The sequence below is a fragment of the Bradyrhizobium sp. WSM471 genome (assembly GCF_000244915.1).
Lineage (GTDB): Bacteria > Pseudomonadota > Alphaproteobacteria > Rhizobiales > Xanthobacteraceae > Bradyrhizobium.
In genome coordinates this window covers 4,023,979-4,040,990 of the sequence record NZ_CM001442.1, presented here as the reverse complement: position 1 = coordinate 4,040,990, position 17,012 = coordinate 4,023,979, and the positions used below count along the sequence as shown (strand labels likewise).

At 64.2% G+C, this 17,012-nt stretch carries 25 protein-coding genes; 6 read left to right on the top strand and 19 right to left on the bottom strand.

Annotated features, from left to right (window positions below):
- Positions 1–47 precede the first annotated feature (47 nt).
- The 6 genes from BRA471DRAFT_RS39775 to BRA471DRAFT_RS17870 form a co-directional block, all read right to left on the bottom strand.
- Positions 48–266, bottom strand: a complete 219-nt coding sequence (locus BRA471DRAFT_RS39775) for a hypothetical protein (RefSeq protein ID WP_007609614.1) — start codon at positions 264–266, stop codon at positions 48–50.
- Positions 260–478, bottom strand: a complete 219-nt coding sequence (locus BRA471DRAFT_RS17890; RefSeq protein ID WP_035974060.1) for a hypothetical protein — start codon at positions 476–478, stop codon at positions 260–262. The genes BRA471DRAFT_RS39775 and BRA471DRAFT_RS17890 overlap by 7 nt, the downstream gene beginning before the upstream one ends.
- Positions 479–790: 312 nt before the next feature.
- Positions 791–1,798, bottom strand: coding sequence for an acyl-CoA desaturase (locus BRA471DRAFT_RS17885; RefSeq protein WP_007609612.1), 1,008 nt, complete (start codon positions 1,796–1,798; stop codon positions 791–793).
- A 236-nt stretch (positions 1,799–2,034) separates the two neighbouring features.
- Positions 2,035–2,310, bottom strand: coding sequence for a hypothetical protein (locus BRA471DRAFT_RS17880; RefSeq protein ID WP_035974058.1), 276 nt, complete (start codon positions 2,308–2,310; stop codon positions 2,035–2,037).
- A gap of 250 nt (positions 2,311–2,560) precedes the next feature.
- Positions 2,561–3,223, bottom strand: coding sequence for a hypothetical protein (locus BRA471DRAFT_RS17875; RefSeq protein ID WP_007609610.1), 663 nt, complete (start codon positions 3,221–3,223; stop codon positions 2,561–2,563).
- A gap of 303 nt (positions 3,224–3,526) precedes the next feature.
- Positions 3,527–4,063: a helix-turn-helix domain-containing protein gene (locus tag BRA471DRAFT_RS17870; RefSeq protein WP_007609609.1), complete on the bottom strand. Its 537-nt coding sequence runs from the start codon at positions 4,061–4,063 to the stop codon at positions 3,527–3,529.
- A gap of 200 nt (positions 4,064–4,263) precedes the next feature.
- Here BRA471DRAFT_RS17870 and BRA471DRAFT_RS17865 point away from each other — a divergent pair, with 200 nt between their 5' ends.
- Entirely contained in the window at positions 4,264–4,614 is a 351-nt protein-coding gene (locus BRA471DRAFT_RS17865) for a zinc ribbon domain-containing protein YjdM (protein WP_007609608.1), read from the top strand.
- A gap of 158 nt (positions 4,615–4,772) precedes the next feature.
- On the top strand, positions 4,773–4,958 hold the full coding sequence (locus tag BRA471DRAFT_RS17860; RefSeq protein WP_007609607.1) for a hypothetical protein: 186 nt from the start codon (positions 4,773–4,775) through the stop codon (positions 4,956–4,958).
- A 22-nt stretch (positions 4,959–4,980) separates the two neighbouring features.
- Here BRA471DRAFT_RS17860 and BRA471DRAFT_RS17855 read toward each other — a convergent pair whose 3' ends face one another.
- The 5 genes from BRA471DRAFT_RS17855 to BRA471DRAFT_RS17840 form a co-directional block, all read right to left on the bottom strand.
- Positions 4,981–5,901 (bottom strand): DMT family transporter, encoded by a 921-nt coding sequence (locus BRA471DRAFT_RS17855; RefSeq protein WP_007609606.1) that lies wholly within the window; start codon positions 5,899–5,901, stop codon positions 4,981–4,983.
- Positions 5,902–5,957: 56 nt separating this feature from the next.
- Entirely contained in the window at positions 5,958–6,104 is a 147-nt protein-coding gene (locus BRA471DRAFT_RS38910) for a hypothetical protein (protein WP_007591703.1), read from the bottom strand.
- A gap of 244 nt (positions 6,105–6,348) precedes the next feature.
- Entirely contained in the window at positions 6,349–6,603 is a 255-nt protein-coding gene (locus BRA471DRAFT_RS17850) for a hypothetical protein (protein WP_007609605.1), read from the bottom strand.
- A gap of 171 nt (positions 6,604–6,774) precedes the next feature.
- Positions 6,775–6,978, bottom strand: coding sequence for a hypothetical protein (locus tag BRA471DRAFT_RS17845; RefSeq protein WP_007609604.1), 204 nt, complete (start codon positions 6,976–6,978; stop codon positions 6,775–6,777).
- Positions 6,979–7,038: 60 nt separating this feature from the next.
- On the bottom strand, positions 7,039–7,209 hold the full coding sequence (locus tag BRA471DRAFT_RS17840; RefSeq protein ID WP_007609602.1) for a Flp family type IVb pilin: 171 nt from the start codon (positions 7,207–7,209) through the stop codon (positions 7,039–7,041).
- 329 nt (positions 7,210–7,538) lie between these two features.
- On the opposite strand from BRA471DRAFT_RS17840, the gene BRA471DRAFT_RS17835 reads away from it, so the two are divergent.
- Positions 7,539–8,849 (top strand): hypothetical protein, encoded by a 1,311-nt coding sequence (locus BRA471DRAFT_RS17835; RefSeq protein WP_007609600.1) that lies wholly within the window; start codon positions 7,539–7,541, stop codon positions 8,847–8,849.
- A gap of 3 nt (positions 8,850–8,852) precedes the next feature.
- Here the strand turns inward: BRA471DRAFT_RS17835 and pdxY are convergent, their stop codons facing one another.
- The 3 genes from pdxY to BRA471DRAFT_RS17820 all read right to left on the bottom strand — a co-directional run bounded on the left by pdxY (position 8,853) and on the right by BRA471DRAFT_RS17820 (position 11,089).
- A complete protein-coding gene (pdxY, locus tag BRA471DRAFT_RS17830) occupies positions 8,853–9,665 on the bottom strand; it encodes a pyridoxal kinase (RefSeq protein WP_007609599.1) in 813 nt (270 codons plus the stop codon).
- Positions 9,666–9,713: 48 nt separating this feature from the next.
- The gene (locus tag BRA471DRAFT_RS17825) at positions 9,714–10,355 is read right to left on the bottom strand and encodes an FMN-binding negative transcriptional regulator (RefSeq protein WP_007609597.1); all 642 of its coding nucleotides are present in this window, start codon (positions 10,353–10,355) and stop codon (positions 9,714–9,716) included.
- A gap of 101 nt (positions 10,356–10,456) precedes the next feature.
- A complete protein-coding gene (locus BRA471DRAFT_RS17820) occupies positions 10,457–11,089 on the bottom strand; it encodes a TetR family transcriptional regulator (protein WP_007609596.1) in 633 nt (210 codons plus the stop codon).
- A 97-nt stretch (positions 11,090–11,186) separates the two neighbouring features.
- On the opposite strand from BRA471DRAFT_RS17820, the gene BRA471DRAFT_RS17815 reads away from it, so the two are divergent.
- Both BRA471DRAFT_RS17815 and BRA471DRAFT_RS17810 read left to right on the top strand, forming a co-directional pair.
- Positions 11,187–11,852, top strand: coding sequence for an O-methyltransferase (locus BRA471DRAFT_RS17815; protein WP_007609595.1), 666 nt, complete (start codon positions 11,187–11,189; stop codon positions 11,850–11,852).
- Positions 11,853–12,031: 179 nt separating this feature from the next.
- A complete protein-coding gene (locus BRA471DRAFT_RS17810; RefSeq protein WP_007609593.1) occupies positions 12,032–12,376 on the top strand; it encodes a multidrug efflux SMR transporter in 345 nt (114 codons plus the stop codon).
- Between the two features lie 52 nt (positions 12,377–12,428).
- On the opposite strand, the gene BRA471DRAFT_RS17805 is transcribed toward BRA471DRAFT_RS17810, so the two are convergent.
- Positions 12,429–12,758, bottom strand: a complete 330-nt coding sequence (locus BRA471DRAFT_RS17805) for a hypothetical protein (protein ID WP_035974056.1) — start codon at positions 12,756–12,758, stop codon at positions 12,429–12,431.
- 85 nt (positions 12,759–12,843) lie between these two features.
- Positions 12,844–13,050 carry a hypothetical protein gene (locus tag BRA471DRAFT_RS17800; protein WP_007609590.1) on the bottom strand — a complete coding sequence of 69 codons (207 nt, stop codon included), beginning with the start codon at positions 13,048–13,050 and terminating at the stop codon, positions 12,844–12,846.
- 111 nt (positions 13,051–13,161) lie between these two features.
- On the opposite strand from BRA471DRAFT_RS17800, the gene BRA471DRAFT_RS17795 reads away from it, so the two are divergent.
- Positions 13,162–13,437: a DUF3551 domain-containing protein gene (locus BRA471DRAFT_RS17795; RefSeq protein ID WP_007609588.1), complete on the top strand. Its 276-nt coding sequence runs from the start codon at positions 13,162–13,164 to the stop codon at positions 13,435–13,437.
- A gap of 19 nt (positions 13,438–13,456) precedes the next feature.
- Here BRA471DRAFT_RS17795 and BRA471DRAFT_RS17790 read toward each other — a convergent pair whose 3' ends face one another.
- The 3 genes from BRA471DRAFT_RS17790 to BRA471DRAFT_RS17780 form a co-directional block, all read right to left on the bottom strand.
- Positions 13,457–13,684, bottom strand: a complete 228-nt coding sequence (locus BRA471DRAFT_RS17790) for a hypothetical protein (protein ID WP_231170934.1) — start codon at positions 13,682–13,684, stop codon at positions 13,457–13,459.
- 225 nt (positions 13,685–13,909) lie between these two features.
- Positions 13,910–14,911, bottom strand: a complete 1,002-nt coding sequence (locus tag BRA471DRAFT_RS17785) for an SH3 domain-containing protein (protein ID WP_007609586.1) — start codon at positions 14,909–14,911, stop codon at positions 13,910–13,912.
- 154 nt (positions 14,912–15,065) lie between these two features.
- Entirely contained in the window at positions 15,066–16,988 is a 1,923-nt protein-coding gene (locus BRA471DRAFT_RS17780; protein ID WP_007609585.1) for an FAD-binding monooxygenase, read from the bottom strand.
- Between the last annotated feature and the right edge of the window lie 24 nt (positions 16,989–17,012).

The following is a 17,012-nucleotide window of genomic DNA, read 5'->3' as shown; positions in this document are numbered from 1 at the left end:
GGGCAATTCGAGCACTTCTGCGCCGGCACACAAGCGGCGGGCCGGCATCAATCCCGCGGCGAGATCTGAAGCTCCATCAACGCCATGCGCTCCAGCACAGCGGGGTCTCGCTCGCCCTCCTTCGCCGTGCGAAGGATTGTCTCCGCGATCGACCTGACATGCGCAGAGCTGACCGGGGCCGGCAGTGACGCAACCGCCGTGTCCAGCGCAGTCTTCATGATGCCGATGGTTTCAGGCGTAAAAGATGCATTGGAAAAGTCTAACATGCTGGATCCGATCCGGAGGTCATCACGAGCGTCGCTTGGTTCGAATGGCTGCTGATCTGCGCAATCCGGTCGACCAGGGCCGTCAGATGTTGCGGTAATGGGTCGTGCTCGCCGCCAAGCTTGCTCCGCAGGCGGTCTGCTATTTCATGAGAGATCGCCAAGCTGGAGCCGCGGTCGATCTCAATGGCATTGCGAACATCAGGGCTGTTCATGAAGGTTTCCGGTTGATACGCACGGAGGACGCATCGCGCCGAGCCGCTCTCACAACGCGACTGCGGTCTTTATTCAGGCGAGGATCGGAGCTTCGATCTCGCTGCGCTCGGGGATCACAGGCTCAACGGCCCCATCGGGCCAGAGTTCCCTCCGAACACAACTTATGTTTGGATTTCACGGAAGCGGCAGTTTCTGCGGCTTGCGGCGGTTAAGGACCGTAGCCCGGATGGAGCGAAGCGAAATCCGGGATCTCGCGCCAAGCCACGCTGGTCCCGGATTGCGCTACGCTCCATCCGGGCTACAGGCCTCCATCAGACCATCGCTTCGTTATCTGCCACAGGACGCTTTCCGTCCTCTGAATCTCCGGAGCGAGCAGTCCGGCTTCCCGCCGCGAAAATGTCGTGCACCAGCCCGAGCTTGCCGAGCGCCAGAATGATCAGGCCGTTGATGTCGATCTCGTACCAGGCGTGCGAAATGTAGGCGTCGCGCGGAAACCGGTGATGGTTGTTGTGCAGGCCTTCACCGAAGGTGAGGATCGTGGTCACGAACTCGTTGGTGGTGCCGTCGTCGAGATCGAAGCGGCGGTAGCCGTAGCGGCCGTCGCTGTGGCAGACCGAGTTGACCAGCGATGTCGCCATGGTCATGAGGTAGCTGCGGAACAGGCCGGAGAACAGGATGCAGCCGGTCATCGTGTGCACGCCGCCGAAGGCGTAGCCGATCGCGCCCGGAATGATCACGGCCGAGAGCGCGTACCAGTACCAGCGTGTCCTGGTGAAGAACATGGCGATCGGATCGGCCAGGATATCCTTCGCGTAGTATCCGGCATCGGTGGTGGCCTGGTCCCACACCCAGCCGCCTTGCGCATGCATCATCCCCTTGGCGAAGGTGACATAGGGGTTGCCGTCGCCGTCATAGTAAGGGCTGTGGACATCGCCGGGCTTGTCGGAGTGAAGGTGATGCCGGCGATGATTGCTCACCCATTTCAGGATCGAGCCCTGCACCGCCATGGTGGCGACGGCCGCGAACAGCGTGCGCATCACCGGACCGCAGCGGAAGCTGCGGTGCACGAAGTAGCGATGCATGAAGCCGATCCCGACCGTCGACAGCGCGAACGTGCCGGCGAAGACCGAAACCTCCACCCAGCCGATGCCTTGCCAGAAGGCCCAGACCAGCGCCGCGATCGACCCTCCGATCATGATCACGAAGGAGATGTAGGAATCGCGAAACTTGGCCTCGACCACCGGCCCTTCGACCAGCACGCCCGGCGGCATCTTCCGCTCCGCAGCTTCCGCCAACACCACGCTTTCAATGACGGTCATTGCAGCCGATCCATTCACACAAAGTTAGCCCTGTTGCGGTGCACAGTACAACCTCGGGTTATTCCATCAAGGATACGAGCTGCCGTGGGAGTACGGAGCGGCGGCTGCGGCTTGCGTCGGACAAGAACGTAGCCCGGATGAGCGCAAGCGAAATCCGGGATTCGTGCCACGCGGGCGGTCACGCGATGCGGACGGTCCGGCCCCGGATTACGCTTCGCTCCATCCGGGCTACGGGATCACCACCAATACGGCCAGCGCCAGCCCTCGTAGCGGACATACGACGACACCAAAGGCGGGCCGTAGGGATCGACCCGGTCGTCTTCCGGACGATAACGATAGCGCGGAACGATATTGTAATCCCACGGCGTCGGCCTGAGCACGGGGACATCGACCCTCAGCCGTTGTTCATCCACCACGCGCGCCTTCCGCGCCCGGGCTTCGGCATCCGATATCCCGACGTTCCACAGCACCAGCGCCGTTCCGAGCGCACACGCGACAGTCATGATCTTCATGCGTTGGTCTCCTTCCCGCCAGAGTGCAAAAGGACGCCAAGCAAGGCAAGCGAATTTGCGATCAGGCTTTGCCGGAATGACCGACGCCGGCCGCCCCGCCGTCATTGCGAGCGAAGCGAAGCAATCCAGACTCTCGGCGGAGGGACTCTGGATTGCTTCTCGGAGCCTGTCATCGGGCCGCGCTTCGCGCGGACCCGTTGGCTCGCAATGACGAAGAAGTGACGGCACGACGCGCTTCTGACCCGGCCCCCTACTCCCGCGCGCGCCGCACCGCCTCCGTCAGCTTCATCCTCTGCTTGTCCCACCGGCTCTGCTCCGCCTCGGCGCGTTGATCGAGCGCGGCGCGCTCCGCTTCGATCGCCTCCGACCGCGATTCGTGCTCCCGCCTCGCCTCGTCAAGCGCCGCCTGCGCGCTCGCGACCGCCTTGTCGCGACGCGCACGCTCTTTGGCGCGGGCCGCCTCTTCCTTGCGGCGCTCGGCTTCCCGCCGCCGCTCTTCCTTCTCGAACGCCGCGGCGGCCTTGCGCGCTTGTTGATCGTCGAGCTTGCGCGATGGTTGCTTTGCCGCCTTCGCCGGACGCTTTGTCGGCTTGGACTTGGCCTTGGACTTGGCTCTGGATTTTTTTGGCTTGCCCTCGTCGTCAGCGAGATCGGTCGGCAAACCGGAATGCTCGGTGAACGGGCCGTCCGATCCGACCGGACGCCTGAGCACCACACCCGGCTTCTCCATCGTCGCCGCGACGATGTCGGGATCGTCGGTCTCCTTCGCCGCGCCCTGGTGAAACAGATTGGACCTGGCGCCCCAGGCATCCAGCGCCGCCTTCATCGAGGGCGCGGCGATCGCCTGGTCGTAGAAGCCGAGCGAGGTCTGATAGGTCTTCAGTTTTCTTTTTGGTTTTGCTTTTTTCGGCATGTCGCTCCGCAGCTGGCGAGCCACCAGCTTCCAGCGGCGCCATCATGCCATACTGCCCCTGTTTTGCCCGACGAGTCAAATGAATTTCGGTATCGCCGAAGTCGATGCAAGCCCCCGTAGCCCGGATGGAGCGAAGCGTAATCCGGGACGGTGCCCGCCGCAGGATTCCCGGATTGCGCTTCGCTCCATCCGGGCTACGGTCCATTGTCACCGCTTTTTCGGATTTCCAACACACTGAAATCCCTCGGGATTTCTACTGTGCATGGGGTTGTTTTCGACGTTTTTGTTTTGGCGGGTCGCCACCTACGCCGCGTCGACGTCCTCAGGCGTCGGCCCCGCGACGAGCCCGTCGAGACCGACCATCAGGAGATCGGCGATGTGCATGAGCTGATACAGCGGAATGTCCGCCTCGCCCTGCTCGGCCAGCGACACGAAGGCCGGCGTGGCGCCGATGAGCTCGGCGAGCTGGCCTTGCGTGTAGCCGCGCTTTTCGCGTGCAGCCTTGAGGCGCGCACCGATCCCGAGCCGGTGCCGGGACTGCTCGTCCGCGGTCATCATGACGACCTGCTCGTCCGCACTCGCATAGCCGTCCACGAACGCGCCGCCGATCAGCCTGCCCTTGCGCCACGCGACCCGGCAGTGCTTGCGCAGCCCGCTGCTGAAGACCAGCGTGAACTGCTCGGCGACCCAGAGCGAGGCGTTGAGGCCGAGCCGCGCGCCGGTGCCGGAGACATCGCGGATCGTGCAGGGCGCGCTGATGATCTTGCCGGTGCCGTTGTCGAATTCGACGATGCCGGTGCGTAACGTGCGATGCCTGACTGCGGCACGATGCTCGCTCATGACCAGAACACTCCCTTCCGCGGCGACGTCGAACCGACGCAGCGCAAATCCCGGACCTCGATACCGCAGACTTTTTCCCGAACTCCTAAATTTCCAAGGGTTCCACCAGGACTGAAAGCCATGGTAAAGGATTTGCTCCCAATCCATCTTTTTCCGGCGGAAAGCGTGCGGCGCGCCCGTGACGGGCGACGAGGCAAACGATGACCGACGCGATGAAATGTCCGACCTGCAACTCCGAGCACGCCTATCAGGATCGCGGCCTCTGGGTCTGCCCGGAATGCGGCCATGAATGGAGCGGCACGGCGGAGGCCGCCGCCGACGCCGCGCAGCAGGCCGGCGTGCGCGATGCCAACGGCAATGCGCTCGCTGATGGCGACAGCGTCATCGTGATGAAGGATCTCAAGGTCAAGGGCTCCTCCTCCGTCGTCAAGGGCGGCACCAAGGTCCGCAACATCCGCCTGCAGGACGCCACCGACGGCCACAACATCGCCTGCAAGATCGACGGCATCGGCGCGATGAATTTGAAATCGGAGTTCGTGAGGAAGGCGTAAGCCGAGGCCAAGCCGCATGTCCCACTGTTCAAAAGTGGACATACGCTGCTGCGCCAGAGCGGTACCCATCAGTCAACATCCGAACGAACGATTTTTGGGAGGCCGCTCTGCGAGGACCGCCAACAGGGGACGCGACCTGGTCAAACCCGACCGATGACATGTTCGACAATCTGAGCGATCAGGCCGTCTTGCGATTGTACGAAAACATCCGGCATCAGGTTGCCGCCGACAAGGCGCTCGGAGGCAGGTATCGACTGCTCGGAAAATCCGCCAGCCAACGCGCCGAGCGGCTCGGGCGGGAGCTGACCGGCCGCGGCGTCAAGTTCACCGCCATCGAATGGTAAGCGCCGTTTCGAGGCTTGCGATCTATCGCTGCCGCTGCGCCAGATAGAAACCGCACAGCACCGTCACCAATCCCGCCGTCTGCAAGAGTGTCGGCGGCTCGCCCAGCAGGAGCCAGCCGGTGAGCACCGTCAGCGCCGGCACGCAGGCGGGGACGACGGCTGCGCGGGCGACGCCGAGGCGCTGGACAGAGACGGCGAACAGATAAAGCGCAGCCGGGCCCGCAAGCACGCCCTGCGCCAGCGCCTGGATGGCGTTCTCACCGATGCCGATCGCCGCGATCCGCGCCAGTCCGCCGGTCATGAGGTAGATCGGCAGCAGCAGCAGCGACAGCACGTTGATGACGAGCGCGGCCGACACGGCGGAAACACGCCAGTGGCGCACCAGCGCGCCGAAACCTGCGAACATCAATCCGGTCAGCACGAAGGTCAGATCGCCGAGCACGCCGTCGACGCCGATATGGCCGATCGATTCCGCACCGATCACGCCGAGCCCGCCGACGATGACCAAGGCGCCGGCGATGCGCGACGCGGAGACATGCTCTTTCAGGAACAAGGCCGCGAGCAGCAGGCCGCCGAGCGTCGCGCAGGAGGGCTGAATCACGCTGCCATGACCGAGCGGCACGAACAGAAATCCAGTGTAGGAGATCAGCGACATCACCGGGCCGCCGAGCACCATCAGCGCAAGGCCCCTGCCCCAGCCGATGCCGCAGAGGTCGGAGATTCCGCCGCGTATCACCAGCGGCAGGAACGCGACGCCGGACCAGACATAGCGATGCACCAGCAAATCGACCGGCGTGAAGCCGACCTTGAGCCCGTGCCGCGTGCCGGCAAAGCCGAGCGCCCAGAACAGCGCCGCGGCGAGGCCACAGAGCACGCCGACAAGCGCCGACGCCGCATCGTTCTTTTGAGTGAGAGCGTCGGCGCCGCTCGTCCGCTGATCCATCAGCAAGGCTTATGTCAGCGCGCGACGAGGCTCAACCCACGCGTTTGCAGATCTGGCTAGAAAAATCCAGGGCTGAGATCGAGCCCATAGGTCAGGCTGAGCACGAACACGAACAGCGCGGCAGCTGCGAACAAGGCGAGATGCCTGAGAATGAACGCGCGCGGCGAGACGCTTGCAACAACGGCTTTCTGTGCAATGGGCATGACTACTCCATTATGAAAATGATTCTTGGCTGCTCAATAAGCGGCGCCCGCATCAAGCGCCGCGATCTGCAAAGCAACTATTAAAGAGATCACACTCGCTTTGAACGGCCGTACACAACCGGCACGTGATCATGACTCGCTGCGAAAAAAAACCGCGCTCCCGAAGGGGAGCGCGGTCTTGGCAGGCTCGCAGAAAGCGAGCCTGCATGACGTTGACTTGACGTTGGCGTGTAGCGTCCCCAGATCAGCGGGCGCTGCCCGTCGTGACATCAGCCGTCTTCACCTTGCGCGGCGACAGAACGCGGACCTGGTGGACCGAAGCGATCGTGGTGGGCGCCGAGGCCTGCTGCTCGACATGCGCGGCACCGAGCACGCGTACCTGCATCGGGGAAACCGGAAAGCCGTTGGCCTCATAAGTCGGCAGCTCGGCGGCGAAAGCCGCGGTGCTGCCCGCGATCGTCAGGATGGCCGCGGCGATCGACAGAGTCTTCTTGTTCATGGGTGATGCTCCTGATGGAAGGTTCGGAGCACATCTAAGCGCATTTTGCTGCATTGCGACATGCGCTGCTGCATTGCAACAACGCGCCCGGCGCATGGCAATATGTTTAATGCGCACAAGGCTTTGGCCGAATCACCGCCGGCTGCGACATGACACTTTTATGAGTGGCGATCAGCCGCCGAGCACATGGCCCCAGCCGTCGAAGACGTAGGCCCTCCAGATCACGGTTCCGCCCTCGCCCGGCCGGCTGGCACGCCTGAAATCGTCGGCCTGCTCAGCGGTCCAGGTGATGATCGTATCGGAGAGTTGGTCGTGCAGAATGGCGGGCTCGTCGGGGTCGAAGGCATCCATAGGACGAAGCGCGGAATGCGTCATGGGCGCCTAACGCTCCAGCCGGCCCAAGGTTGCGAAGCGCCGGGCGCCGCACCACACAGCTCATTTCAGCGCTGTCGCCAGCGATTGCAGCTTTGCGACGAGGTTGGTGCCGAGGGCGTAGATGATCTCGATGATCGCGAGCGCGATGCCGGCTGCGATCAGGCCGTATTCGATCGCGGTGGCACCGGATTCATCAGCGGCGAATTCAGCCCATTTGCATTTCAGTTTCATGCGCGTGTCCTTCCCAACTCTGCCGAAAATCGCCGGCGCGGGAGACTTGCACGACCACAATCCAAGATTGAGTAAACTCAACCGCCTCAAGTTGACGACAATGAAGGCTGCATTTGCAGGCTCTTTCAGCTGCGGCACCCTTGGAACCGAATGGAACCCGCGTTGCCCCAGCGCAACACCCGCTCGAAAAGCCCGCTTTCGCCGAATTGCGCCATTGCGCCGCCACACCGTCCTCCGAACAATCGACGCCTAGCGTGCCTTTTTGTGCAAGACTGGTCAGACTGTTCGGAGAAGACGAGGTTCAACAGAACCGTTTGGAGGCAGGGATCATGAATGATCGGCGGTCTCTTCTGGTGGCGGTCTCCTGCCCTTCGGCGGTTCTCGCCGGCTGGCTGGCGCTCTCTTTGTCCGCCTATGCCCCTGCCCTCATCGAGAACAGCGGCGCCAATGCTTCCGCCGTCTCGCGCGCGAAGGATCTCAGCCGACTTGACCTCGCCGACATCCCGCACGCTGCGGCCATCGAGGACGGCGTCGCCCTGACCGCGGATATCGCGGCCGCCGTGGCTGCGACGCCAGGATTGGTCACCGCCGAAGCGGCAGCGCCCGAGGCGCCAGCTCCGGCCATCCAGCTCGCCTCGGCCGACCCGGTGCTGATCTTGCCGACCGAAGCGCCGCTCGCACCGCAGATTTCGCCTGACCCGATACCAGTCGCCAGTGAGGTTGCTCCGGCTCCGGCGTCGGAGCCCGTGATAAAGCTCGCATCCGCCGATCCCACCGAGACCGTGACGACGGACGCACTGTCGCCGGAGACGATCGCGACCGGCCCCGTGCCCGCGGCGAGCAAGGCCTCGCCGTCTGCGGACACGACCGCGGTCCTCGACGAATGCTACGTAATGGAAGCCTGCATCGACCGTTATCTCTGGGCGCTCTACCAGCGCACGCCCAAGGAAGACTCGATCAAGGTCGAGGATCGCCGCGCCGTCACCGTCAAGCGCAAGGGCAAGATGGTGACCGTGATGCGCAGCTTCACGAAACTGGTCGACGAGGACTTTGGCTGGAAGGATCCGAAGGCGGCCGACCGCGCCGGCATGTCGATGATGGACTACGTCATCGGCGGCATGGACAAGAGTTTCAAGAAAAAGCTGTTTCGCACGCTGCTCGCGGCCGAGGCCGCCGGACTTTCGCCTGGTATCACCAGCGCGTTCCGCGACGACTATCGCCAGTCGATCGCGAGCGGCCTGAAGGCCGCCTCCGACCGCTCCTATCACGGCGGCAGCACGCGCGGCGGCTACGGGCACGGTATGGCGGCCGACATCGTCAGCACCAAGGGCGACAACCGTGCGCAGCGCTGGGTCTCGACCGAGGTGCTGTGGAAGTGGGTCGATGCCAATGGCAAGGCGCTCGGCATCGGCCGACCCTATCTCGGCCGCGATCCCCCGCATGTCGGCCCGGTCGACGGTACGGAATACGTCTCGCGCCGAGGCACGTCGGACCGCAAGGAAGCGAGCGTCAAGCCGAGGAAGGCGCGGGCCGTGGCAAGCGCGAAGCTGCCAAAGGCGAAGGCACAGGCGACGCGCGAGCAGAAGGTCCCCGCGAAGCCGCAGAAATCAGCGCAATCGGCCGCGAAACGCGCGACCTGAGTACTACCGTCCCGGCGTCGGCAGCGGCACGAGCCGCATCTCCGCGGTACCTGCTTCCTGCGTGCGCACCAGCACCGCATAGATGGTTTCGACTGCGAGCCGCACCGCCGCCACGGTCGCTGTGCCCCTGGCCAGATGCGCCGCGATCAGGCCGGTGAGAAGATCGCCGGTGCCTGAGGGGCGGATCGGCAGGCGCGGCGTCGCAAAGCGCGACAACTGACCGTCGGCGCACAGAATCGTTTCCACCTGCCCTTCCGCCGTATCAGTGAGCGTGCAACCGGTGGCGACCACGTCGATGCGGCCGGTCCCGGCCAGCACCGCGCACGCCGCGCGCAGACCCTGCGCATCCGAGATGTCGAAGCCTGCGAGCAGCCCGAGCTCGAACTGGTTCGGCGTGGTCAGATTGGCGGCCGGCAGCAGCCGGTGCCGCACCACGTCCAGGATGCCGTCAGCGACATAGACCCGGCCGTCATCGCCGATCACGGGATCGCAGAGGTAGACCAGCTTTGAATTGCGGGTCAGCGCCCGCTCGACGAAATCGGCAATGACAGCTGCATTGCCGGACGAACCGAGATAGCCGGTGACCAGGACCGCGGCCTCGTCGACGAGATCGCGCTCCTCGACGCCTCTCAGCAGATCTGCAACGAGCTCGGTCTCCAGCACCCGCCCGCGCACGCTCGGATAACGCGGATGGTTCGACAGCAGCGTTGTCGGCACCGCCGCGACATTCACCCCTTCCGCCTGCATGGCATAGGCGGCGGCGCTGTTGCCGACGTGACCGTGGACCACCTGACTCTGAATGGAGATGACGAGCATGACGAGGTTCGTAGGAGTAAACGTCGAGCGAGACAAGGGTCGCGCGGGTCACGAAAACTCGTATCCAAGCCCGGGCCGCAGCGCCTGCATCTTCCGCGCCAGCCGCCTATGCCCGGTCTCCTCCGACCGCGCCAGCCGGTCCACGACCGCGACATGATCTACATCGCTCTTGTGCTGGTTGAGCTTGGCCTGCCCCTCGACGGTATCCACCACGAGATCGATGACGCGGATCGCGGCCAGCATGCTCTCGCGCTTGTCCGGCTCCATCTGCGCCAGGTCCCAGGGCGCCTTCGGCAGCCGCGCTTCCGAGACCGCGAGTAGTGCATCGCCGTGCCCGCGGTTCTCGTCGAGCCCGCGCAGATGCGCTACGCCCGACATGTGCACGGCCTCGTAAAGCCAGGTCGAGACGTTGTCGCGCGAAGAATACCAGTCGTTGGAGATGTAGGCGTCGTCGCCGGCAACGATCAGCAGGAAGCGCCGCGCGCCATCCGCTAGCGGGACAAGCGGATTCCTGGCGGTGAGATGGATCTGGACGATCGCACGCCCCTCGCGTTGCTCCAGCACGAACGGCACGTGCGAGGCGCGCGGCCCGCGCTCATCCGCCGCCACGATCATGCCGAAGCCGCGCTGGGCTGCGAATTCCAGCGCACGCTGCTCCTCGATCTGGAACTGGGAACGAAGGACATGCATGGCGCGGCACTCAAGCTCGACGAAGACGATGCGAGGCTAACCCATCATCGGGCGAAACCCGAAACGATATTGGGCCGCAAACGCAGATGTCAGGAATGATCTCAGCGACGCGCCAGCTCGCCGAGATAGGCGCAGAACATGTCAGCCATTCCGTCGGAATAGCGCGCGATCTCGGCCTCGCTGCGCGGTGTTTCCGAGAACCGCTTGCCGACCTCGCTCAGCGTCGTCTTGATCAACTCGCCGGCAAGCTCCCGCGTCGCATCCGGCGCCTTGGGCAGCGCCTCCCGCATGAAGGCTGCGACGATGCCCTCACCGGCTGACCGTGCGTCCTGCGCCTCGGGCGCGTCGCGATAAAGTGGTGCGGCGTCATCGAGCGCGCCACGGATCGCAGCCTCCTCGCACTCGGAACGAATGAAGGCGCGGACCAGCGCGCGCAGCCGCACCAGTGGCGGTTTCGCCCGGTGCGCCAGGATGCCGCGCAGAAGCTCGCTCGTGCGCCGCCACTCGTCGCTCTGGAGGCGGAACAGGATCGCCGCCTTGTTCGGAAAATATTGATAGAGCGACCCGACGCTCACCCCGGCCCGCTCGGCCACCCGCGCCGTCGTGAAACGCTGCGCCCCCTCCTTGGCCAGGACCTGAACAGCCGCGTCCAGAATGGCCGCCACCAGCTCGTTCGAACGGGCCTGCTGCGGCTGTTTTCGTGAGGAAACTGAACGGCTTCGGCGATCGGCCATGGCGCCCTCGGGCAATGCGAATAGTGAATGCGACGAATTAGTCGTATTTCAACTCTCACGCAAGCACTCGCCTCACGGCGACCACTGGAGACTACACATGACCACCTCGACCATCATATCACTTGCACCACTGCTCGATCGTCTGTTCGACCAGGACGAAGCGGCGCGCGGCGCGATGCGAGCCGCGTTCGCCGATGTGACCGACGCCGACCGCACACGGATGATGCGGAGCAAGACCGCTTACCGCGACCTCTACGGGCGGCTGAAGGACGCGCCGCTCGCGGTCTCCCGCGAGACTGGTCACCTGCTTTACATGCTCGCACGCAGCTCCCGCGCCAAAGCGATCGTCGAGTTCGGCACCTCGTTCGGCATCTCGACGCTGCACCTTGCCGCGGGCTTGCGCGACAATGGCGGCGGTCGCCTCATCACCACCGAATTCGAACCGTCCAAGGCGGCGCGGGCGCGCGAGAACCTCGCGGCCGGCGGGCTGCTGGACCTCGTCGAAATCCGCGAAGGCGACGCGCTGAAGATGCTTCAAGTCGACCTGCCCGACACGATCGATCTCGTGCTGCTCGACGGTGCCAAGGCGCTCTACCCCGATATCCTGGATCTGGTCGAAGGCCATCTCCGACCGGGCGCGATCATCGTCGCCGACAACGCCGACGACAGCCCCGACTATCTGGCTCGCATGCGCAGGCCCGGAAGCGGCTACATGTCCACGGCCTTTGCCGAGGACGTCGAACTCTCCGTGCGGATCAACTAACGCCCCATCGAACCGGCGCGACACCAATGAGCCGCCGCGCGAACCATCGCGCGGCGGTTTCGTGCTGCGCTCCGCCGTGTCGCAGGCTCGTCACTGACACGTGATAGCTGGACCCGGGCAAACGTCATATTCCCCGTACCGCGCGGTATCTTTCTTTGCACAACACGCCCGAGCCCGTGATGACTTCCGCCTTCAATGCCCACGCAGCGCTTGCCCTCGCGATCGTCCTGGAGGTCACGGCGTCCGCCTTCCTCCAGCAATCCGTGCAGTTCACGCGGCTGTGGCCGACACTGGCGATGGTGCTGTTCTATGTCGCCTCGTTCTATGCGCTGTCGGTCGCGATCCGGGTCATCCCATTGAGCATCGCCTATGCGATCTGGGGCGGGGTCGGCATCATCCTGACGGCAACCGTCTCTTTCGTGCTGTTTCGCCAGATGCTCGACGCTGCGGCCTTCGTCGGCATCGCGCTGATCGTGTCCGGAGTCGTGGTCATCAACCTGTTCTCGCAGACGACGGTGCATTGATGCCGGCAAGGCCTTCGGCTTCGCGACGCCCTCTCGGGCCGCTGGCTCACGCCTACTGGCTTTGCGACGGCTTGGGAGCACGCGGCCCGGATCGCTTCGGCCCAGGCTTGGCCGCAGCTCGCGGTGGCGCCGTATCGACCGATTCCAGATAGGCGGCAAGCGCCTTGGCTGTGTCCGAACTGGTTGCGTAATGGTCCTTCAGGAACCAGGACAGCGTCAGGTTAAAGCGCCCTTTGGCAAGGCCGCGCGGGCTGCGATGGCAGGTCGCGCACCCATCGGCGAAGAGCTTTTGCGGCGACTTGCCGGCATCGAGATTTTGCGCGACGGCAAATGTCGCCGTCAGGACGGCCGCGGCTGCAAGAGTCGTCGTTGCAAGAGTCATCGTTGGAAGAGTCATAAGGGGCGCGATCACACCGCGCCCCGGTCGAAATAGCGAAATCAATGTCGTCCCCTGCCCCGTCTTGCGGTCAGGCCGCCAATAGTTGATCGAAGTCGGGCGGCGCATAGGCCTTGCCGTCCTGGTCGGTGATGACGACCTTCCACCCCTCGCTTGCCCAAACCTTTGCCTTCGCCACGATGAGCAAACGGCTCTCGCGGGCAAAACTGCACTTCTCATTGTCGCGTTCTGCGATCATCTTGTAGGCCAATGCACATCCCCTACCGTTGCCCTGCACCCGCTCTCGTCGTGGCAGCGGGCTTTGGCGGCAATTCGCCGGGAGCGTGGCAATTTGATGCCATCCAAGGCAGCATTGTGCCTGGTTCCGGCCGAACGATGGAGGTTGATCGTGCGCCGCATCATGAGCGCGATTTTGCTTGTCGTGGGCTGGTTTGGTGCGGACCTGCTCGGCGTGATGCCGCTGGCCGCGCAGACCTACGACCCGCGTCCCGTCTGCATCGAGATCTACACGATCGACGGCCGCAGCATCGATTGCAGTTTTGCGACGATGGCGCAGTGCGCCGCCACTGCCTCCGGGCAGTCCGCCCAGTGCTACGCCAATCCCTATGCCAGGCAGAGCCGGCAGCTGAGCCTGGTTCCGTCGCCGCCGCGACGAAGCCGATAGCATCAGGTCTGCGCTCCGATCAGTGGACACGAATGATATGGGGACGGCCGAGATCGATCAGTCCTTGCACTGCCGAGAGGCGGTCATCGAGGGCTGCAATGGTCAGCAACAAATTGTTGCGGCGTTCGTCGAGAAGGCCCATCTCGGCGCCGGAGAGTTTGGTGCTCGATCGCTCCTTTTGAATCATCTCGAGAGATTCGCGCAATCCGGCAATCAGGCCGGACAGCTGCTTGGCTTCCTTGGTCATCGACCGCTTCGCGACATTGTGGCGGCGCGTCTCCGCCTGGTTCTGTCTCATCGTCGTCATCCTCCCGTGCCCCGCTGCCCCGAGTGGAATGCTTACAGCTTTGAGTAGACATATTACGATCGATGAAATCTGCCCGCGAAGAACTTCCTTAAATTATACGCGCCGGGAACCCGCTCCGGCCCAAGCAGAAAGCCCGGCGTGAAGGCCGGGCTTTCGTTGGCAACTCTAGTGCTTTTGGTGCCCGCCACCCGGGCCGCCTGCTGGCGCACCGCCGCCGTGCGGCGCGGCGTTGATGTGAGGTGCGCCGCCACCACCGCCATGAGGCATCGCAGGCGCAGCCGCGCGCGGCGCCGGCATTTGGGCGTGAGCGTTCATCGGCGAGCCGTGGCTCACATTGGGTTGGGCCACATGCGGCATCGCGGGCCGGCTCGCGGGTGCCGCTGATATACGCGGCGCCTCATGCGGGCGCGCCATCGGCTGCGCACGCACAGCCGCGCGGTGTTGTGCGGCCTGCTCGTGCATGATGCGGGCTTGTGCATCGCGCGGATTGCGGCCCTGAAGATTGGTCCGCTCATGCGCGATGCGCTCGCTTCGTCCCGCACGGCTCCGATCCGTCGTCACTGCCGTCTGGTGCCTGGCCATCGCGGCGTCGTGTCGTGAAGTTATGGCATCACGGCCGGAGACCGCGGCCGTGCCCTTGACACTTTCCTTCATATTTTCCCTGACATTCGCACCGTTGCGCCCGAGTGCGACCGCCGCATCGCGGGTTGCCGCGCGACCGATGCGAGCCGCGCGCGGATCGATCGTCATCCGCATCGCGTCGCGCTGATGCGAAGTCCAGTAGCTATTCCAGTGGGCATGCCGCCGATACCAGGGCCGCCCCTGATAATAGCTCGACCAGTACGAGGTCAGCACGAAGGGGACGATTGGCACGTCGATCTCGTCGACATAGTCGGGGAGATAGACGTAGTGATGGCGGTAGAGATTTTCGAGATATTGCGACGACACCCAGCCACGGTCGTCGGAGAAGCTCACGTCGCACCAGGCGTTGCCGCGCAGGCAACCATGGATATCGACGCGAGCGCCCTCGGGGATGCGATCGACCAGCGGAAAGCCCGGACCCGGCCCGGCGCGCAGGCCGGTCGAGACGGTGACCATGCCCGGTGCGGCCATTGCGGCCGTCGGGGCGAGCAGCAATGCGGCTAACAGCACGCTTCGGAATTTCATGGCGTAGTCCTCCTCTTTGGAGTCGGAACGCGCAGACAGAACGGGCGTTCCGCGTAAGAAGGCCTCATCCGTCAAAAGATCGAGACGGATGCCGCGCGCGGTTCAATATTCATTCGCCGTTCATCGACACAGCGCGCAAGAGCACTGCCAGCCGTCAGTTCACTTGCAGCATGAAGCCGTCGAAGTATGCAGCAAGCGCAGCAAAATCATCGAGCGGCAGCACGGTCGCGACGTACTGATCCGGCCGCACCACGACCATGCAGCCGGCCTTGCGATCGATACCGCGCATGGTGAAAACGTCCTGACCATTCTTGAGGTCCGGACAGAACATCTTCTCGTAATCGATCAGGCCGTACCGGCCCTTGCGCGGAAGCAGCAGCGCGGGCATCGCCTCGACGACGAGTTCGGGATGATCCTGCTGGAAGACCGCCCGCAGATCGATCACGCTGTCGATGTCGGCGGTCGCGGGCGTGAAACGCCTGACGGGCGACTCCCGCGCCTCGGAGAGAAAACGGCACAAGGCGCGAATGGCCGAGCCGGCTGCTGCCGGATTCTCAGCGCCGGAGAAAGCGTAGATGCGGAAGCGGCCATCCGCCGGCGCAGCATGACCGAGATGCACCGGCTTGGCATCCGCAAGCCGGATCACCGGCGCGGAATGAAAGCGCGTGCCGATGACCAAGCCTGTCGCGAGCTGCTGGTGGGACGTCGCTCCGGTCAGAACCGACGGGCGGTAATGCGTCGCCGTGCCCGCGGTGTAGCGACCGTGCCTCACGAAATAGTCCTGCGTCCTGGCGGCATCGGCGCCGCCGACCTTGGCGGCGGATGCAAGAATCCCCGCCCATTCGCGATCGAAATCGATCAGCTCTTTCGCAACTGCCTGGCGCTCGGCCGAATAGGAATGCAGCAGGCTCGGCGCAGACTGCTTCCGCAAAACGGCAGCGAGCTTCCAGCCGAGATTGAAGGCGTCCTGCATCGAGACGTTCATGCCCTGCCCCGCCTTCGGGCTGTGGGTGTGGCAGGCATCGCCAGCGATGAAGATCCGCGGCAGACGCGTAGCGATCTCGGTCTCCGGCACGTCGTCGAACTTGTCGGTCAGTCGCTGGCCGATCTCGTAGACCGACCACCACGCGATCTCCTTCACATCGAGCGTATACGGCTTCAGGATCCGCTGCGCCTTCGCGATCACGTCATCGGCGGTGATGTTGCGATTGGCGACGCGCTCGCCGATGTCGAGCTTGGCGAGCTCGACATAGAGGCGGACCATGTAGCCGCCCTCGCGCGGAATGATCAGCAGGCTGCCGTCCTTTGCCGACTGGATCAGGGCCTTGAAGCGGATGTCGGGAAAATCGGTCACCGCCAGCACGTCCATCACGCCCCAGGCATGATTGGCGGAATCGCCGAGTAGCTCGCGGCTGATCGATTTGCGCACCATGCTGCGGGCGCCGTCGCAGCCGACGACATAACGCGCCTTGATCGTCTCGACCTTGCCCTCGTTCCCGGCATCGACCCGTTCGAGCCGGGCCGTCACGGCATGGTTGGCGGGACCCGCGGCCGGATCGACCTGAAGGTCGAGCAGGCGCCGGCTGTAATGGGGCTCGAGCCTGGCCGGTGCTTTGCGCATGACGTCGAGAAAGCCGTCATGGACGCGCGCCTGGTTGAGGATGACATGCGGGAATTCCGACAAACCGTCCTCGACATCCTGCACCCGGCCGCTGCGGACGATATGTTCCGGCACCCGCTCGTCCGGCTTCCAGAACGTCGTCTCGTTCACCCAACAAGCTTCCTTCAGGACGCGCTCGCTGAATCCGAAGGCGTGGAACATCTCCATGGTGCGGCAGGCGATGCCGTCGGCCTGCCCGACCAGCAAGCGGTCCGGCTTCTGCTCGACGATGCAGGTCTTGATGTCGGCAAACTGCGCAAGCTGGGCCGCGAGCGTCAGGCCCGCAGGGCCACAGCCGACGATGAGGACATCAACCTCTTCGGGCACGCCCCCCGTTGCGCCCGAAGCCTGAATGCGCGCGGCGGGATCGGCGATCTCAGGGTCGCCCGGCTGAAATCCATTGAGATGGAATTGCATGAGCACCTCTCCCGGAAACGTTCT

Coding starts and splice junctions, on each gene's coding strand:
- BRA471DRAFT_RS39775 (WP_007609614.1), bottom strand. CDS start 266: ATGTTAGACTTTTCCAATGCATCTTTTACGCCTGAAACCATCGGCATC.
- BRA471DRAFT_RS17890 (WP_035974060.1), bottom strand. CDS start 478: ATGAACAGCCCTGATGTTCGCAATGCCATTGAGATCGACCGCGGCTCC.
- BRA471DRAFT_RS17885 (WP_007609612.1), bottom strand. CDS start 1,798: ATGACCGTCATTGAAAGCGTGGTGTTGGCGGAAGCTGCGGAGCGGAAG.
- BRA471DRAFT_RS17880 (WP_035974058.1), bottom strand. CDS start 2,310: ATGAAGATCATGACTGTCGCGTGTGCGCTCGGAACGGCGCTGGTGCTG.
- BRA471DRAFT_RS17875 (WP_007609610.1), bottom strand. CDS start 3,223: ATGCCGAAAAAAGCAAAACCAAAAAGAAAACTGAAGACCTATCAGACC.
- BRA471DRAFT_RS17870 (WP_007609609.1), bottom strand. CDS start 4,063: ATGAGCGAGCATCGTGCCGCAGTCAGGCATCGCACGTTACGCACCGGC.
- BRA471DRAFT_RS17865 (WP_007609608.1), top strand. CDS start 4,264: ATGACCGACGCGATGAAATGTCCGACCTGCAACTCCGAGCACGCCTAT.
- BRA471DRAFT_RS17860 (WP_007609607.1), top strand. CDS start 4,773: ATGTTCGACAATCTGAGCGATCAGGCCGTCTTGCGATTGTACGAAAAC.
- BRA471DRAFT_RS17855 (WP_007609606.1), bottom strand. CDS start 5,901: ATGGATCAGCGGACGAGCGGCGCCGACGCTCTCACTCAAAAGAACGAT.
- BRA471DRAFT_RS38910 (WP_007591703.1), bottom strand. CDS start 6,104: ATGCCCATTGCACAGAAAGCCGTTGTTGCAAGCGTCTCGCCGCGCGCG.
- BRA471DRAFT_RS17850 (WP_007609605.1), bottom strand. CDS start 6,603: ATGAACAAGAAGACTCTGTCGATCGCCGCGGCCATCCTGACGATCGCG.
- BRA471DRAFT_RS17845 (WP_007609604.1), bottom strand. CDS start 6,978: ATGACGCATTCCGCGCTTCGTCCTATGGATGCCTTCGACCCCGACGAG.
- BRA471DRAFT_RS17840 (WP_007609602.1), bottom strand. CDS start 7,209: ATGAAACTGAAATGCAAATGGGCTGAATTCGCCGCTGATGAATCCGGT.
- BRA471DRAFT_RS17835 (WP_007609600.1), top strand. CDS start 7,539: ATGAATGATCGGCGGTCTCTTCTGGTGGCGGTCTCCTGCCCTTCGGCG.
- pdxY (WP_007609599.1), bottom strand. CDS start 9,665: ATGCTCGTCATCTCCATTCAGAGTCAGGTGGTCCACGGTCACGTCGGC.
- BRA471DRAFT_RS17825 (WP_007609597.1), bottom strand. CDS start 10,355: ATGCATGTCCTTCGTTCCCAGTTCCAGATCGAGGAGCAGCGTGCGCTG.
- BRA471DRAFT_RS17820 (WP_007609596.1), bottom strand. CDS start 11,089: ATGGCCGATCGCCGAAGCCGTTCAGTTTCCTCACGAAAACAGCCGCAG.
- BRA471DRAFT_RS17815 (WP_007609595.1), top strand. CDS start 11,187: ATGACCACCTCGACCATCATATCACTTGCACCACTGCTCGATCGTCTG.
- BRA471DRAFT_RS17810 (WP_007609593.1), top strand. CDS start 12,032: ATGACTTCCGCCTTCAATGCCCACGCAGCGCTTGCCCTCGCGATCGTC.
- BRA471DRAFT_RS17805 (WP_035974056.1), bottom strand. CDS start 12,758: ATGACTCTTGCAACGACGACTCTTGCAGCCGCGGCCGTCCTGACGGCG.
- BRA471DRAFT_RS17790 (WP_231170934.1), bottom strand. CDS start 13,684: ATGACCAAGGAAGCCAAGCAGCTGTCCGGCCTGATTGCCGGATTGCGC.
- BRA471DRAFT_RS17785 (WP_007609586.1), bottom strand. CDS start 14,911: ATGAAATTCCGAAGCGTGCTGTTAGCCGCATTGCTGCTCGCCCCGACG.
- BRA471DRAFT_RS17780 (WP_007609585.1), bottom strand. CDS start 16,988: ATGCAATTCCATCTCAATGGATTTCAGCCGGGCGACCCTGAGATCGCC.